The organism is Scopulibacillus cellulosilyticus (genome assembly GCF_042665295.1).
In the GTDB taxonomy this organism is placed as follows: domain Bacteria; phylum Bacillota; class Bacilli; order Bacillales; family Sporolactobacillaceae; genus Scopulibacillus_A; species Scopulibacillus_A cellulosilyticus.
Genome location: NZ_JBHTCO010000044.1, coordinates 105,362 through 120,980 on the forward strand (window position 1 = coordinate 105,362; position 15,619 = coordinate 120,980).

Here is a 15,619-nt window from a genome sequence, read left to right on the forward strand (position 1 = left end):
CGCCCCTTCCTTTCTCCTTATTATAAAACTTTACGGACTAAAGAAAAACAGCATGCAAAAACCTAATTCTATACTTCACAGTAAATAGGATTTTCCTCTAAGAACTTTGTACTGAAATCTCCTTTTATAAATAAAGGATTATCTAATAATGTTTTATGGAACGGAATCGTTGTATGAATACCGGCAATATCAAATTCATCTAACGCCCGTTTCATTCGGCGAATGGCCTCATCACGATCTTTGCCTTTTACAATCAGTTTGGCGACCATGGAATCATAAAAAGGCGGAATGTCATACCCGGGGTAAACAGCGCTGTCAACACGGACGCCGTAACCGCCCGGGGGTAAATACATGTCAACCTTGCCCGGGGAAGGCATAAAATTTTTGGCTGGATTTTCCGCATTAATACGGCACTCAATAGCCCAGCCGTCTAACTTGATATCTTCCTGTCTAAACGGCAATGCATTGCCGGCCGCAACAGAGATTTGTTCTTTGATTAAATCAATGCCTGTGACAAGCTCTGTAACGGGGTGTTCGACTTGAATACGTGTATTCATTTCCATAAAATAAAATTTTTCATCTTTATCTAATAAAAACTCGACTGTTCCAACTCCTGTATAGTTTACGGCCTTTGCAGCTAATACTGCGGCTTTGCCCATTTTTTCCCGCAGATCTTCACTTAAAGCAGGAGAAGGCGCCTCTTCTAAAAGTTTTTGGTGCCGGCGCTGGATTGAACAGTCACGTTCACCTAAGTAAACAACGTTGCCATCTTCATCACCAATGATCTGTATTTCAATATGCCGAGGTTCCTCTAAATATTTTTCAAGATAAACACCGCCATCCCCAAATGCTGTTTCCGCTTCTTGCTGTGCTTGACGAATCGCTTTTTGCAATTCTTCTTCGGTATGCGCTATCCGCATGCCTTTTCCGCCCCCGCCGGCAGTTGCTTTTACGATAACGGGATAGCCAATTTGTTTAGCTTTACGGATGGCATCAGTTAGATGTTGAATAATCCCGTCCGATCCAGGTACAATTGGCACACCGGCTTGTTTCATTGTTTCTCTGGCTGTTGCCTTTGCACCCATTTTACGGATCGCATCCGCTTCCGGCCCGATGAATGTCACATCGTATGATTTGCAAACATCGACAAACTCTGCATTCTCCGCTAAGAAACCGTATCCGGGGTGAATGGCATCCGCATTAGTTACACTAGCAACACTTATTATATTGCGGATATTTAAATAACTGTCTTTAGAAGATGTTTTTCCAATACAAAAAGCTTCATCTGCTAATTTAACATGTAAAGCTTCTTTATCCGCTTCTGAATAAACAGCTGCCGTCGCAATCCCCATCTCCCGGCAAGTACGAATAATACGAACCGCTATCTCGCCGCGATTCGCAATTACAATTTTTTTAAACATGATTACTGCCCCTTTTTACAATTAAATGGCTTATTTTACGACAAAAAGCGGTTGTCCGTATTCTACAACTTGTCCGTCTTCAACTAATATGTCAATCACTTCGCCGGTCACGCCGGCTTCGACTTCATTAAACAATTTCATAGCTTCTATAACACAAACAGGATCATCGTTTTTTACTTGTGACCCTATTTGCACGAACGGTTCAGCCCCTTCTTCCTGCCGGGAATAAAAGGTACCGACCATAGGGGAGAGAATTTGTTGAGTATGACTTTCTTCCTTTTCTTCTTTCGCTTCAGAATATTCTTCGGCAGTTGTTACTTGTGTTTGGTTGTGCTCTTTATGTTCACTAGTTATGGGAGCACTAGATCCTTCCGTTTTGTCAATAATGACTTTCGTTCCTTCATGTTCTACATGAATTTTCCGAATCGATGACTTATCCATTAAATGAATAACTTCTTCTAGTTCGCGTACGTTTATCATCATAAAGCTCCTTTGACATACGATTATTTATCTTTAAAAGCCAATGAAATGGCAATCTTTAATTGTTGCAGCTGTTGTTCTTTTTGTATATATAAATGCTCTGCTTCTTCTAAAGAAACATATGAAAATCTCAGAGACTGTCCCGGTTTGACTTGGGCGATTAAAGGTAAGTCTGCCGTAATCACTTGAGCAATTTTTGGATATCCGCCTGTTGTTTGCCGATCCGCCAGCAAAATGATAGGATTTCCGTCAGGCGTTACTTGAATGGAGCCATTTGAGACAGCCTCGGACAATAAATCGCGTTTATTTTCTAATTCCATTGAAGGCCCTGTTAATCGGTATCCCATTCTATCTGATTGATTGGAAACGACAAATGGCTTTTTCACAAACTCTTCTTGACTGGAGTCTGTAAAATAGCCGAATTGCCTGCCTTTTGTCACACGAATGACCGGGTTGTCAATAAGCGGAATAAATTGTTTATAATTAACAGACCAATTTGCAGCAGTAAATGCACCTGTAAATTCTTCCTTTTGAAACTGGTTGTGGTAATGATCATGTTCATTAAAGGGAATAACATCATCCGCCTGACATGCTCTTCCTTTATATCCGCCAAGTTCACCCCTTAAATAGGTGCTTTTACTGTTCATAATCTCCGGTATCTGATATCCTCCCGAAACAGATAAGTATGCACGGCATCCGGATTGACACGATCCGAATTTAAGGGTATTTCCTTTCTTAACATAGACAGGCTTCCACATAGGAACGGGCTGGCCGTCAATTTTAGGTGATATATCCCCGCCTGTAATGGCAATTAAGCAATCTTTTTCTATTTTTAGCGTTGGGCCCGTTAACGTTATTTCAAGTGCTGCTTCATTGTCGTTATTTCCGACTAATAAATTGGCTATTCGAAATGAGTATGCATCCATGGCGCCGCTGACAATCACACCATGCTGCTGAAACCCTTTCCTTCCAAGATCCTGAACGCTTGTTAACAGCCCTGGCTTAATGACACGAAAGCTCATTGTCCCCCCTCCTTATGAACCATCTCTTCATACTCCTTACGGGAGATTTGATAAAATTTGATCATATCACCGGCCTGCAATAAACTCGGGGGATTTTCATTTGGTAAAAATAGTTTCATTGGTGTTTTTCCAATGAGCTGCCATCCCCCCGGCGTTGAGATAGGATAAACGCCTGTTTGCATGCCGGCAATGCCAACAGATCCTGCCGGAATTGAAGTTCTTGGAGAGGAGCGTCTAGGCGTGGCAATTTTTTCTGAAAGGCCTCCTAAAAACGGAAAGCCTGGCGCAAATCCAATCATGTAAGCAAGATACTCGCCATTAGTATGAATATGAATCACTTCTTCAGTCGTTAAATCATTAGAACGGGCCACATATTCCAAATCAGGCCCAAATTCTCCGCCGTAACATACGGGTATTGACATTGTCCGATGATTGAGCTCTTTATCAGATTCTATTTTCTTTAATTTCTTTTCAATAATTGAACTCACTACTTCAAAAGGTGAATTTTTTTTATGCTCATTATAAACAACAAACGGATCGTAATAGATTGTCAAATTTACAAAAGCAGGAACACATTCAATAAATCCAGTAAATGGCTCCTTCTTAAGTAAATCCATAAACATTTTTATTTTTTTATGAGTCTCATACTTGATTTCATCCCCAAAAGTAACCACAACGGCGCAATCGCCTAAAGGTGACAGATCAAATGTGGATTTATTTAAAGGGGCTTGTGACATAATGCTCACCGCTTTCTATATAACACCTAATTTTTCATCACGAATATCCGTAATAAACATATAACCTGGCGCATGGGTAATCATAATAGACGGCTTTGTTTCCATTGCGATAGATTGCGGAGTAACTCCGCATGCCCAAAAGACCGGCACTTCTCCTTCACGAATCGTTACCGAATCACCGAAATCAGGCTTCTGAATATCCTTAATGCCGATGGCACCGGGATCTCCTATATGAACAGGTGCACCGTGAACATCAGGAAAACGTGAAGTCACTTGCACTGCCCGTACAACGTCTTTTTGAGGAATCGGGCGCATGCTTACAACCATTTTCCCGTGAAATATGCCTGCTTCAATACATGAGATATTTGTTTTATACATTGGTACATTGCGGTCTTCTTCAATATGACGAACCGAAATATTATTGTTTAAAAGGGCATGTTCGAATGTAAAACTGCAGCCGATTAAGAATGCCACCATATCGTCTTTCCAATAGTCTGTGATATCTGTTACTTCTTCCGCCAGCTCTCCATGTTTGTAAATCCGATATTTTGGTATATCCGTACGAATATCACCAGATGGCGCGGCAAATTTAGGAACCGGCGAACCAGCTTCTGTTACATCGAGCAAAGGACATGGCTTAGGGTTGCGCTGGCAAAACAGAAGGAAATCAAAAGCATGTTCTTTTTTCAAAATAGCTAAGTTGGCTTGAGCATAACCGCCCGCCATACCTGCAGTTGGTTTAACTAATTGGTTGCCGCGAATCATTTCACGAAGTTCGGACGGTTTTGCTTGTGAAAGATTAATCATTTGATATGCCTCCTAAAATTATTTAAAAAGTGATAACAGCTGTTCTATCATTGTATAGCCGCCCATTAAGAACAAAACGATGACAACCAGAACACCTGGAATGGTTAACCAAATAGGATGTTTATAATCACCAACAATTTTTTTCTTGTAAGCAGCAATTAGAAGGACACCAAGGGCAATCGGTAAAATCATGCTGTTAAGTGCACCAACTAAAACCAATACTTTAACCGGCTGTCCAATAAATAAGAAACACAATGTTGAAAAAACAATAAAACCAATAATAATCCATTTTGAATTTCGATTTAATTTTTTACTGAATGTTTTAATAAAGGAAACCGACGTATAAGCAGCGCCGACGACTGATGTGATGGATGCGGCCCACATGATAATACCGAAAATTTTATAACCAATGTTTCCTGCTGCAAGCTGAAAAACTGATGCGGAAGGGTTATTAGAATCAATGTGCAGACCTTTAGATACAACACCCAGAACAGCTAAAAATAACGCAATTCGCATGACAGCTGTTATTAAAATACCGATCACAGAGCTTTTTGTAACTTCAGGCAATGCGCTGATCCCTTTGGTTCCGGAATCTAATAATCTATGTCCGCCTGCGAATGTAATATAGCCGCCAACTGAACCGCCGACGATTGTAATAATTGAGAAAACATCAATTTTGTCCGGTGCAAATGATTTGATAACCGCTTCGCCTATTGGAGGACTTGTTTTCCATGCAACGAATACCATGAGGACGATCATTATAAGTCCGGCAATTTGTGTAAAGCGATCCATGACCTTACCGGCCTCTTTGACCAAGAAAATTAAGAGAGCAATGACGCAGCTGATTAACGCGCCAGTCTTTGGAGATATGCCAGTTATAACATTCAAGCCAAGTCCGGCTCCTGCAATGTTCCCGATATTAAATGCGAGTCCGCCTATAACAATAAGCGCCGCGATAATGTAACCAAGTCCGGGAAGCACCATATTTGCAATATCTTGGCCCCTTTTTTCAGAAACAGCAATAATACGCCATACATTTGTTTGTGCAAATATATCAATAATTATAGAAATAAAGATGACAAATCCAAAACTCGAGGCAAGGCTTTGAGTGAAAACTGTCGTTTGTGTTAAAAAGCCTGGGCCAATGGCTGATGTAGCCATAAGAAATGCCGCACCCAGCATTAAAGCCCAGCTTACTTTCCGAGGAGCGCCTTTTGACGATGATTTTTTCGGCGATTCAACTTTATGGGATGTTTTATTAGTTGCCATATCATACCTCCTGAATTGTTTATCCGGTAATTGCTTTAACTGTAATTCCCGACGATTCCAAAGACGATCTTACGTAGCGGGCAAAGGTTAAGGCGTGCGCGCCATCCCCGTGAATACAAATGGTATCGGCTTGTATAGGTACATCGACACCTTGTTGTGACATAACTTTCCCTTCCTTAACCATTCGGATAACTTGGGAAACAGCATCTTCATCTTTTTCAATTAAGGCATTTTCTTCAGTACGGGGCGTTAATGAACCATCTTGCTGATATGTTCGGTCGGCAAAAACTTCACTTGCGGTCCGTAAGCCAATGGCCTGCCCTGCCCGTATTAATTCACTGCCTGATAAGCCATATAAAATCAGTTCAGGGTTCACTTTGTAAACCGCTTCAGCAATCGCTTCAGATAAATCCTTATCTTTTGCAGCCATATTATATAATGCGCCATGCGGTTTAACGTGCTGCATACGACCGCCTTCAGCTTGTAAAAAACCGTTTAATGCACCAATTTGATAAACCACGATATCAAAAGCTTCTTTTGGCGAAATTTTTATATTTCTTCGACCAAAACCGATTAAATCTTGCAACCCTGGATGAGCGCCGATTCGGATATTTTTATTTAAAGCAAGTTGTACAGTTTTTCTCATCACAGACGGATCACCCGCATGAAACCCGCAAGCAACATTCACTGAAGTGACATCATTTAAAATGTCTTCATCATTACCAATCTTATAAACTCCAAAACTTTCACCTAAATCACAATTTAAATCAACTATGCTCATGATTATTCCTCCCCAATTTGTAAGCGATATCATTACTCAATAAATAAATAAATCGTATAAACCTTGCTAAATATCATGAAGTTCCGAAAAACGGTATAAAAGTTCCGAATTTTGGTTACATATTGACTTTATCATAATTTTCTTATTTACGCAACAATATATAAGAATTGTCCGTTTATTTCCCCTTGATTCGACTTTTATTAGTATCCGACAAAAATATGTTCTATTTCAGAATTTAACAGTAGGTACACGACTAATTACAGCCATTAAAAAGCTCCTATATCGCTAAAGCGATTAGGAGCCTTTTTATTTTCCTGTGTATCTTAAAAAATACAGTGTTGTAATAATAAAGCCAAATGTCAGTCCTTATAATATCTCAAGAAATGTTTTACTATTTAACCGCTTTTGCTGCATCCACAACCCCATTCTGGAAAAGCGTCCCTGTACCGGGAACTTTATCAGCTGTGTTTTCAAGAGAAGAAACAATCTGCGAATTGTTTTCCCCTTGTGATGCGAGCAATCCCGCTATTCCGGCTACAACCGGAGAAGCCATGGACGTACCCGACAATCTGGCATAATTCCCCCCGGGTACCGTCGAATAGATATCAACACCAGGTGCAGCGAGATCTACCCATTTACCACGATTTGAGAAAGAGGCTAACTTATCATTTTTGTCAGTCGCTGCAACTGCAATGACGTGAGAGTAGTAAGCAGGGTAACTTGGCAGTGTTGATCCAGCGTTACCGGCAGCCGCAACAACGACAGATCCCTTGTTCCATGCATAATTCACCGCATCTTGCAGCGTTTTGGAACCCGTATTTCCTCCAAGACTCAAATTAATAACTTGGGCTCCCTGATCAGCCGCATAGCGAATACCTTGTGCAATATTATCAAGTGTACCATTGCCGCTTGCATCTAATACACGAACAGCTAAAATTGAAGCCTTTGGTGCAAGTCCTGCAATTCCTTGGCCGTTATTTGTGTTAGCAGCAGCGATTCCTGCAACATGTGTGCCATGTTCATTTTCATCCAACGGATCGTTATCCTTATCAACAAAATCACGGCCCTTTATCACCTTTCCGATTAAATCAGGATGGTTATAATCCACGCCTGTATCAACCACGGCAATTTTAACCCTTGGAGAGCTTTGAGTGACATCCCAAGCCTGTTCAGCTCCAACCTTTTCCGGTGCATACTGTAAAGTTCTAAAAGCAGGATCATTTGGAACATAGCTTACGTGGAAAATGGTGTTTGGTTCAGCATAATCAACAGAATTTTGCTGTTCAAATGCTTTAACAGCATCCGTTAGATTCCCATTCACCTTGACGACGACAAAATTGTTAGTTTTATCAACGATCCTTCCGCCGGCCTTTGAAACAACATCCTTTGATAAAGCTGCAGAAGCTGTTTTCTTAAAATGTATAATAAGTTCATGCGGAGCAGCCTGCTGGTCAGAAGCGGGTTGGTTCGTATTTGCTTCTGCAGCCGAAACGGGCAAAGCAAGGCCTGCTAATAAGGCTAATGACATAATAAAAGCTTTGAAACGCTTAATCATCTACTCACTCCTATTATCTATTTGCCAAGCACATACACTTGGTTAGATAAAAGCTTCTACAAGATTCTACAAACCCCTTTAAATTTATCTAAAAATAGGAGAATCGGATTATACGTTTACTTTCCATATCAATTATTGGTATTAGCTTTCAAAAAAAAGAACAGGAGTAAACCCTGTTCCTTTAATCCGCTGGATGAACCGCCTGGTCAAGTGCCTGGTCAAGCTCTTCCGTATATTTTCTTTGTTCTTCCGTTGTCCACTTAAAGTAATTTGCCATAAATTCAATCACCGGCTCTTTCCATTGGCGAACCCAATCAATATGGAACAGCAGCGCCCCTGTTCTTCTTAAAAAGAAATCAACCGGAGTGACTGCCATTTCGTTTTCAATGCCATAAATGACAGTTGCAAGAATATTAATGGGTATATTGTATTTTAATGCATGATCTTTTTCTTTTTCAATGATCTCAAATAATTGTTCAACATTAGAACCGTATTTTTTAACCAATTGCTCAGCCTGTTCGTGTGAGAGCCCCATGGCCGTTCCTGTTTTTATCTTGTCTTCTATATAGGCATTAAAACTGTCTGACCCTCCAACATTACCGCCGGAAAGTTTAATACTGTCTGTTGCGCATTTCGGATATTGTTGCCCCTCTTCCTGATGAAGCTGTTCAGAAACAATATCCACCACACGTTCAGCCATTTTCCGATAACCGGTTAATTTGCCGCCGGCAATTGTGATTAACCCTGAATCAGATAGGAAAACTTCATCCTTACGGGAAATTTCAGACGGCGACTTGCCTTCTTCATGAATAAGCGGTCTGACCCCGGCCCAGCTCGACTCAACGTCTTCAGCTGTCAGCTTAACACTTGGGAACATCCCATTTATCGCTTCAATTAAATAATCGCGATCTTCAGACGTCATTCGCGGATTAATTGGATCACTTGTATAAGTTGTGTCTGTAGTGCCAACGTATACTTTACCTTCTCTAGGGATAGCAAAAATCATACGGCCGTCCCCATTTGTTGTATCAAAATATACTGCTTGCTTCATAGGAAAACGTTTGCCATCGATAACAATATGAATACCTTTTGTCAGATGCAGATACTTCCCTTTTTTCGAATGGTCGATTTCTCTTAATGTATCAACCCAAGGCCCCGCCGCATTGACAATCTTTTTAGCATAGATGTCATATGATTCGCCGGTCAATTGATCGACTGCTTTAATACCTGTTACCTTCCCATGATCATCGTAAAGTAAATCTTCGGCCTTCGTATAATTAACAGCTTTAACCCCTCGGGAAACGGCTTCTTTCATCACTTCAATTGTTAATCTGGCATCGTCAGTTCGATATTCTACGTAATATCCGCCGCCTTTTAAGCCTTCCTTTTTTAATAATGGATCTTTTTTAAGCGTTTCTTCACGGTTTAGCATTGTTCTTCTTTCATGCTTTCTGACCTTTGCTAAGAAATCATAGACTGCAAGACCAATAGAAGTTGTGAATTTACCGAAGGTTCCTCCTTGGTATATCGGTAAGAGCATCCATTCAGGCTGAGTGACATGCGGCGCGTTTTCGTACACAATAGCACGCTCCTTACCTACTTCAGCGACAAGCTTGACTTCAAATTGTTTTAAATAACGCAGCCCGCCATGAACAAGTTTGGTTGAACGGCTCGAAGTACCTGCCGCGTAATCTTGCATTTCTACAAGTCCTGTATTAAGACCGCGCACACTGGCATCAAGCGCGATGCCTGCACCGGTAATGCCCCCGCCAATAACCAGAAGGTCAAGCGTTTCATTTGTCATATTGTCTAAAATTTCAGTCCGTCTCATGCTTGAAAAAGTCATTATGATCACCCCTAAAAATAATATCGAAAAGGACTTTTTAAAAGTCTTGGTTACAAAAATTGATTTCTTATACAGACGATTATTTTCAAACTCCTTGATTCAGCTAATACCAGCATAAAAAAAGAGACCACAATACACCTATGAATGCAAAGTAATGATAATACTGCATAGGGTATCATGGTCTCTCACTAACCTTGACCGTACTTTATTAACTTATCTTTATTATATCGTATAAAAGGTTATTTGTAAAATTATTTAAATGCTCTTGCTGCTTGCACAGCTTTTTTCCAGCCATTATATAATTGATCTCGCTCAGAAGTTTCCATTTGCGGCTCAAATGCGCGGTCTATTTTCCATCTATTTGTGATATCGTCCTTACTTTGCCATAGCCCTACTGCCAACCCTGCCAGATAAGCTGCTCCAAGGGCAGTTGTTTCACTGACAGTCGGCCGCTCGACAGGAACATTAAGAAGGTCGCTTTGGAATTGCATTAAGAAATTATTGGCGACTGCTCCTCCATCAACATGAAGCGATTTCAATTGAATCCCAGAATCTGTCTCCATAGCGTTCAAAACATCCTTCGTCTGGTAGGCAAGTGATTCTAAGGTCGCCCGGACAAAATGTTCCCTTTCTGTTCCTCTCGTTAAACCGAAGACCGCTCCCCTGACATCGCTGTCCCAATACGGCGTGCCAAGCCCGACAAAAGCCGGGACTACATAAACACCATCAGTGGAAGAAACTCTTGCAGCGAATGTTTCACTTTCCGGCGCGCTTTCAATCATTTTCAAACCGTCGCGAAGCCATTGTATTGCGGAACCCGCGACAAAGATACTGCCTTCTAATGCATATTCAACTTTATTATCCAATCCCCAGGCAATCGTTGTCAGCAGGCCGTGATCAGATTGGACAGCTTTATCGCCGGTATTCATAAGCATAAAACAGCCGGTCCCATAAGTATTTTTCGCCATCCCGACATCAAAGCATGCTTGCCCGAATAACGCAGATTGCTGGTCACCGGCGATTCCCGCAATAGGGACTTCTTCACCGAAGAAATGATAGTCAATCGTATGGGCGTAAACTTCTGAAGAAGATTTGACTTCAGGCAGCATCGATTTTGGGACGCCCAAAATATCTAATAATTCATCATCCCATTTTAGGTCATGAATATTATACATTAACGTCCTTGATGCATTAGAATAATCGGTAATATGGGCTTGACCGCCGGAAAGCTTCCAAACGAGCCATGAGTCAACTGTGCCAAATAGCAGCTCACCTTTTTCAGCCTTTTCACGGGCGCCGTCCACGTTATCTAAAATCCATTTAACTTTAGTTCCTGAAAAATATGGATCAATGAGCAATCCTGTTTTTGACCTAAATAAGTCATTGTAGCCTTTACTTTTTAACTGTTCGCAAATATCCATAGTTTGGCGTGATTGCCATACAATCGCATGATAAATTGGTTTTCCAGTGTTTTTATCCCAAACGACCGCTGTTTCCCTTTGATTCGTAATCCCGATACCGGCGATTTCCTTTGGGGAAACATCAGCTGTTGATAAAACGCCGGCAATCACTGATAATATGCTTCCCCAAATTTCATTCGCATTATGTTCGACCCAACCAGGCTTAGGAAAATATTGCTTAAATTCTTCTTGGGAAACTTGAACAATTTCTCCTTTTTCATTAAATAGAATCGCTCGCGAACTTGTCGTCCCTTGGTCTAATGCCAGAATATATTTTTTCTCCATTTTTATCCTCCTCTTAGACTATTCTTGTGTATTTATTGATTCTGCTTTCATATATCTTTTCGCTGGTATCTTCTTTTCTGTCATATAAGCGGCAATGATAACTATTAATAGTATAACGCCTACAATCCAAAAGCTCGGTAAAAATTCACCCAGGAAAAATCCTTTATAAAATAATGCGCCAAATATACCGCCTAATATAGGCCCAACAACGGGTATCCAAGCATACCCCCAATTAGAACTCCCTTTTCCTGCTATGGGAAGAACGGCATGAGCAATTCTCGGTCCTAAATCACGTGCAGGATTAATGGCGTACCCCGTTGTTCCTCCTAAGGATAAACCAATCGCCAGTATTAGAAATCCGACGACTAAAGGGTTTAATCCCTCGGTAAATTTATTTGCCCCGATTGATAATAAACCTAATACTAAAACAAAAGTCCCTACAATCTCACTTAGTAAGTTTGAGAAAGTATGCGGTATAGCCGGACCTGTTGAGAAAACACCTAATTTTGCTGCCGGATCTTTCGTAGCCTTCCAATGGGGTAAATAATGCAGATAGACAATGCATGCGCCTATGAAAGCGCCGATCATTTGCGCAATGATATAAATCGGCACTTTAGACCATGGGAATTTTCCAATCATTGCAAAACCTAAAGTAACAGCCGGATTTAAATGAGCGCCGCTAAATTTGCCTACTGCATAAGCGCCTATGGCAACACCCAGGCCCCAGCCAAATGTAATCACTATCCAACCGGAATTTTCTGCATTCGATCTCTTCAAATTAACGCCGGCACACACGCCGCCCCCAAGTATGATTAAAATCATTGTACCGATGACTTCACCCAGAAACCCTGACATTCTTATTTGCCTCCTCAAATAAAAAGACCCACAACCAGTAAGCTATAAACCTTTAAAAGAATTTACAGCCAGTTGTGAGTCTCATTATCTCAATCTCAATTATTAACTTATTAGTTATAAAGTATCATATCATGAAAGCGGTGTCAATATAGATGGATTCCAAAGATCCGCTTATGCCTTAAGAAAAGTTCATATTCAGTTCACAGAACATTGCTATGATAATTGTGGAAATGAAACCATGTCATTTTGACACATTATAAGATTAGGGATGAATGAATAAATGGATAAAACAAAAAGCCGCAGGAATTGGCGTCAAGTTAACTATCCTCAGAAAACGATTACTGCTGAACATCTATTTTTTTCCTATAATAAAGAAGAAATGATTTTAGAAGACATCCACTTTACTGAAGAACCAGGCAAAGTAACAGCATTTGCCGGTCCAAGCGGCGGCGGGAAAACAACACTGTTTTCATTACTGGAACGCTATTATGAACCCGCGTCCGGGCAAATTAAGCTTGGTGATACGCCGATTGATAAGTTTTCTGAAAAAGGGCGGATAACCGGCAAAGGGACGCATGAAGAATTAATGATCAGTCATGTCATGTATCGGGAATTTCCAACGCAACAGTTGCGTATAAAAGAGTCAGTGTAAGATGTGCTAAACCATTCAAATGAATAATAATAAGGAGGTTTTGTAATGACAAAGATTTTAATCGTTGACGATGATCCGCATATTCGCGAACTGATCCGATACTTTCTTCAAAACGAAGGATTTGATGTTTTTGAGGCGGAAGATGGCCTAAAAGCTCTCAATATCCTAGAAACGACAAAAGCTGATCTTGTTATTTTAGATATTATGATGCCGAATATGGATGGCTGGGAATTATGTAAAGAATTACGAACCTATTATGATATGCCGATACTTATGCTGACTGCAAAAGGCGAAACTGCACAAAAAATCAAAGGGTTCGAACTTGGAACCGACGATTATCTCGTCAAACCGTTCGAACCTCCGGAACTTGTTGCCCGTGTCAAAGCCCTGCTTAAACGTTATCGGATCGCCATTTCACAAAAAGTGACAATCGGTGAATTGCAGCTTGATCGAAAAACTTACGAAGTATCATTGGGCAACAAATCTTTAACACTGCCTTTAAAAGAGTTTGAGCTGTTTTTCAAATTAGCGAGCTACCCGGGTAAAACCTTTTCCCGTGAACAGCTGATTGAAGAGATTTGGGGATATGATTATGAAGGTGATGAGCGGACGGTTGATGTTCATATTAAGCGGTTGAGAAAGCGGTTTGCTAAAGCAGAGCATTTATTTCAAATTAAGACCGTTCGCGGTCTTGGTTATCGGTTGGAGATCCAGAGATGAGCCGGCAGCGATTTTGGTTTAGAATTTCCACCACAATTTTTTGTTTATTGCTGGCTTGGACAGCGGCATATTTTTTAACAGATTTGATTTATCATGCTTTTAACATTCATATCCCTAAGCTTGCCGTACAGTTGATTAATTCTTTTCTCGGCATTTTATTAATTGCTTGTACGATGTTCATCATTGCTAAGTATACCGGCATCCAGCGAAAGCAGTTTGAGTTCTTGCAATCGTTGATAACGGCCATCGAACAAATGTCAAAAGGTGATTTCAACGTCCATCTTCCCGCATCAGTCTATGGTAATGAAAAAGACCATCCTGTTGGAAAAATTGCTGCAAGTATTAACCATATGGCCGTTGAGCTCAGGGAAATCGAACAACTTCGTCAAGAATTTGTTTCTAATGTTTCGCACGAAATTCAGTCACCGCTCACATCGATCAGCGGTTTTGCCCAGGCATTGAAAAATGAAGAGTTAACTTCCGAATCACGGCGGCACTATCTTGACATTATCGAAACCGAAAGTAAAAGGTTGTCAAAGCTTAGTGATAACTTATTGAAATTAACATCATTGGAATCAGAGCATCACCCATTTGAAGCTAGCGAGTATCGACTTGATCAGCAATTACGCTCGATTATCTTAGCTTGTGAACCGCAATGGATCGAAAAAAACATTAAAATGGATATTGATCTTAATGAAGCAACAATAACTGCTGACAAAGATTTATTAAGTCAAGTCTGGGTAAATCTCATCAATAACAGTATAAAATTCACGCCGGAAAACGGAACGATTAGTATTTCTTTATGGAAAAAACAAAATCAAGTCCTCGTACGCATTTCTGATTCCGGCATCGGCATAAGTCAAGAAGATGCTCAACATATCTTTGAGCGTTTCTTTAAAGCTGATAAATCCCGCAACCGGGTCCGCGGAGGAAACGGCCTTGGGCTATCCATCGTCAAAAAAATTGTCGACATGCATAAAGGAACGATACAAGTCGACAGTGAGTTAGGAAAAGGAACGGCTTTTATAATTACATTGCCAAAGACACAATAATATGACCGTCTCGGTTTTTAGGACGGTCACTATTGTCTTTAATCACATAGCCTATTAACCATTCAGGTGCCAGAGGCTTTTTAAAGATGTTGTCACGGCTGAAGCCCCGGCTTCAAAGGCTTGGCGGACATCTTCTTCTGTACGGATTAATCCTCCGGCGATGACGGGGAGTTTTGTCCGCTCACGGATCTCGATAATCATTTTAGGAACAACACCAGGCAAAACTTCAATAACATCCGGCTGTACTTTTTCTAATGATCTGTAACTTGTTTCAAGGGCAAGTGAATCAAGTAAAAATAACCTTTGGACCGTAATGAGTCCCCGTTTCTTTGCGACGGATAATACGTTTCCCCGGGTTGAAATAATCCCGTCGGGTTTAATTTCCTGGCATAAAAACTCCGCTGCATACTCATCATTCTTCAACCCATGAATTAAATCCGCATGGAGGAGAACCTTTTTCTTGTGTTGATGGCCTATTTTTACGAGTGCACTTAATTGAGCGACGTGGCTGTCCAAAATAACAACATAGTTATTTTTCGAATCCATCAGCCTCTCAAAGTCTTTGATCTTCCTAACAGCGGGAAGCACACTTTGTGATTTAAAAATCATACTTAAGCTCCTTCTTAACTCTCGTTTTTCCGAACAAATTAATCAGCTATATTAGCTTAAAGAAATAA

15 protein-coding genes are annotated in these 15,619 nt (G+C 40.6%); 3 read left to right on the top strand and 12 right to left on the bottom strand.

The window, feature by feature from the left end; genetic code table 11:
• Positions 1-68: 68 nt before the first annotated feature.
• From accC to ACFQRG_RS20935, 11 genes are all read right to left on the bottom strand, one after another.
• Positions 69-1,421 (bottom strand): acetyl-CoA carboxylase biotin carboxylase subunit, encoded by a 1,353-nt coding sequence (accC, locus tag ACFQRG_RS20885; protein ID WP_380969850.1) that lies wholly within the window; start codon positions 1,419-1,421, stop codon positions 69-71.
• Positions 1,422-1,451: 30 nt separating this feature from the next.
• Entirely contained in the window at positions 1,452-1,901 is a 450-nt protein-coding gene (accB, locus tag ACFQRG_RS20890) for an acetyl-CoA carboxylase biotin carboxyl carrier protein (RefSeq protein WP_380969950.1), read from the bottom strand.
• A gap of 23 nt (positions 1,902-1,924) precedes the next feature.
• Positions 1,925-2,923, bottom strand: coding sequence for a 5-oxoprolinase subunit C family protein (locus ACFQRG_RS20895; protein ID WP_380969852.1), 999 nt, complete (start codon positions 2,921-2,923; stop codon positions 1,925-1,927).
• A complete protein-coding gene (gene pxpB, locus ACFQRG_RS20900) occupies positions 2,920-3,660 on the bottom strand; it encodes a 5-oxoprolinase subunit PxpB (RefSeq protein ID WP_380969854.1) in 741 nt (246 codons plus the stop codon). The genes ACFQRG_RS20895 and pxpB overlap by 4 nt, the downstream gene beginning before the upstream one ends.
• Positions 3,661-3,675: 15 nt before the next feature.
• Complete coding sequence (locus ACFQRG_RS20905) at positions 3,676-4,467, bottom strand: putative hydro-lyase (protein ID WP_380969857.1); 792 nt, start codon at positions 4,465-4,467, stop codon at positions 3,676-3,678.
• 18 nt (positions 4,468-4,485) lie between these two features.
• The gene (locus ACFQRG_RS20910) at positions 4,486-5,649 is read right to left on the bottom strand and encodes an NRAMP family divalent metal transporter (protein ID WP_380969953.1); all 1,164 of its coding nucleotides are present in this window, start codon (positions 5,647-5,649) and stop codon (positions 4,486-4,488) included.
• A 106-nt stretch (positions 5,650-5,755) separates the two neighbouring features.
• Complete coding sequence (locus tag ACFQRG_RS20915) at positions 5,756-6,517, bottom strand: LamB/YcsF family protein (RefSeq protein WP_380969859.1); 762 nt, start codon at positions 6,515-6,517, stop codon at positions 5,756-5,758.
• Between the two features lie 391 nt (positions 6,518-6,908).
• A complete protein-coding gene (locus ACFQRG_RS20920) occupies positions 6,909-8,072 on the bottom strand; it encodes a S8 family peptidase (protein WP_380969861.1) in 1,164 nt (387 codons plus the stop codon).
• Between the two features lie 181 nt (positions 8,073-8,253).
• Positions 8,254-9,918, bottom strand: coding sequence for a glycerol-3-phosphate dehydrogenase/oxidase (locus tag ACFQRG_RS20925; protein ID WP_380969864.1), 1,665 nt, complete (start codon positions 9,916-9,918; stop codon positions 8,254-8,256).
• Positions 9,919-10,169: 251 nt separating this feature from the next.
• A complete protein-coding gene (glpK, locus tag ACFQRG_RS20930; RefSeq protein ID WP_380969866.1) occupies positions 10,170-11,663 on the bottom strand; it encodes a glycerol kinase GlpK in 1,494 nt (497 codons plus the stop codon).
• Positions 11,664-11,681: 18 nt separating this feature from the next.
• Positions 11,682-12,518: an MIP/aquaporin family protein gene (locus tag ACFQRG_RS20935; protein WP_380969868.1), complete on the bottom strand. Its 837-nt coding sequence runs from the start codon at positions 12,516-12,518 to the stop codon at positions 11,682-11,684.
• Positions 12,519-12,798: 280 nt separating this feature from the next.
• Here ACFQRG_RS20935 and ACFQRG_RS20940 point away from each other — a divergent pair, with 280 nt between their 5' ends.
• The 3 genes from ACFQRG_RS20940 to ACFQRG_RS20950 are packed head-to-tail and all read left to right on the top strand — an operon-like array spanning position 12,799 to position 14,942.
• Positions 12,799-13,170, top strand: coding sequence for an ATP-binding cassette domain-containing protein (locus tag ACFQRG_RS20940; RefSeq protein WP_380969870.1), 372 nt, complete (start codon positions 12,799-12,801; stop codon positions 13,168-13,170).
• A 45-nt stretch (positions 13,171-13,215) separates the two neighbouring features.
• Positions 13,216-13,890: a response regulator transcription factor gene (locus ACFQRG_RS20945; protein ID WP_380969872.1), complete on the top strand. Its 675-nt coding sequence runs from the start codon at positions 13,216-13,218 to the stop codon at positions 13,888-13,890.
• Positions 13,887-14,942, top strand: a complete 1,056-nt coding sequence (locus tag ACFQRG_RS20950; protein ID WP_380969874.1) for a HAMP domain-containing sensor histidine kinase — start codon at positions 13,887-13,889, stop codon at positions 14,940-14,942. The genes ACFQRG_RS20945 and ACFQRG_RS20950 overlap by 4 nt, the downstream gene beginning before the upstream one ends.
• A gap of 54 nt (positions 14,943-14,996) precedes the next feature.
• Here the strand turns inward: ACFQRG_RS20950 and ACFQRG_RS20955 are convergent, their stop codons facing one another.
• Positions 14,997-15,551, bottom strand: coding sequence for a glycerol-3-phosphate responsive antiterminator (locus tag ACFQRG_RS20955; protein WP_380969877.1), 555 nt, complete (start codon positions 15,549-15,551; stop codon positions 14,997-14,999).
• Between the last annotated feature and the right edge of the window lie 68 nt (positions 15,552-15,619).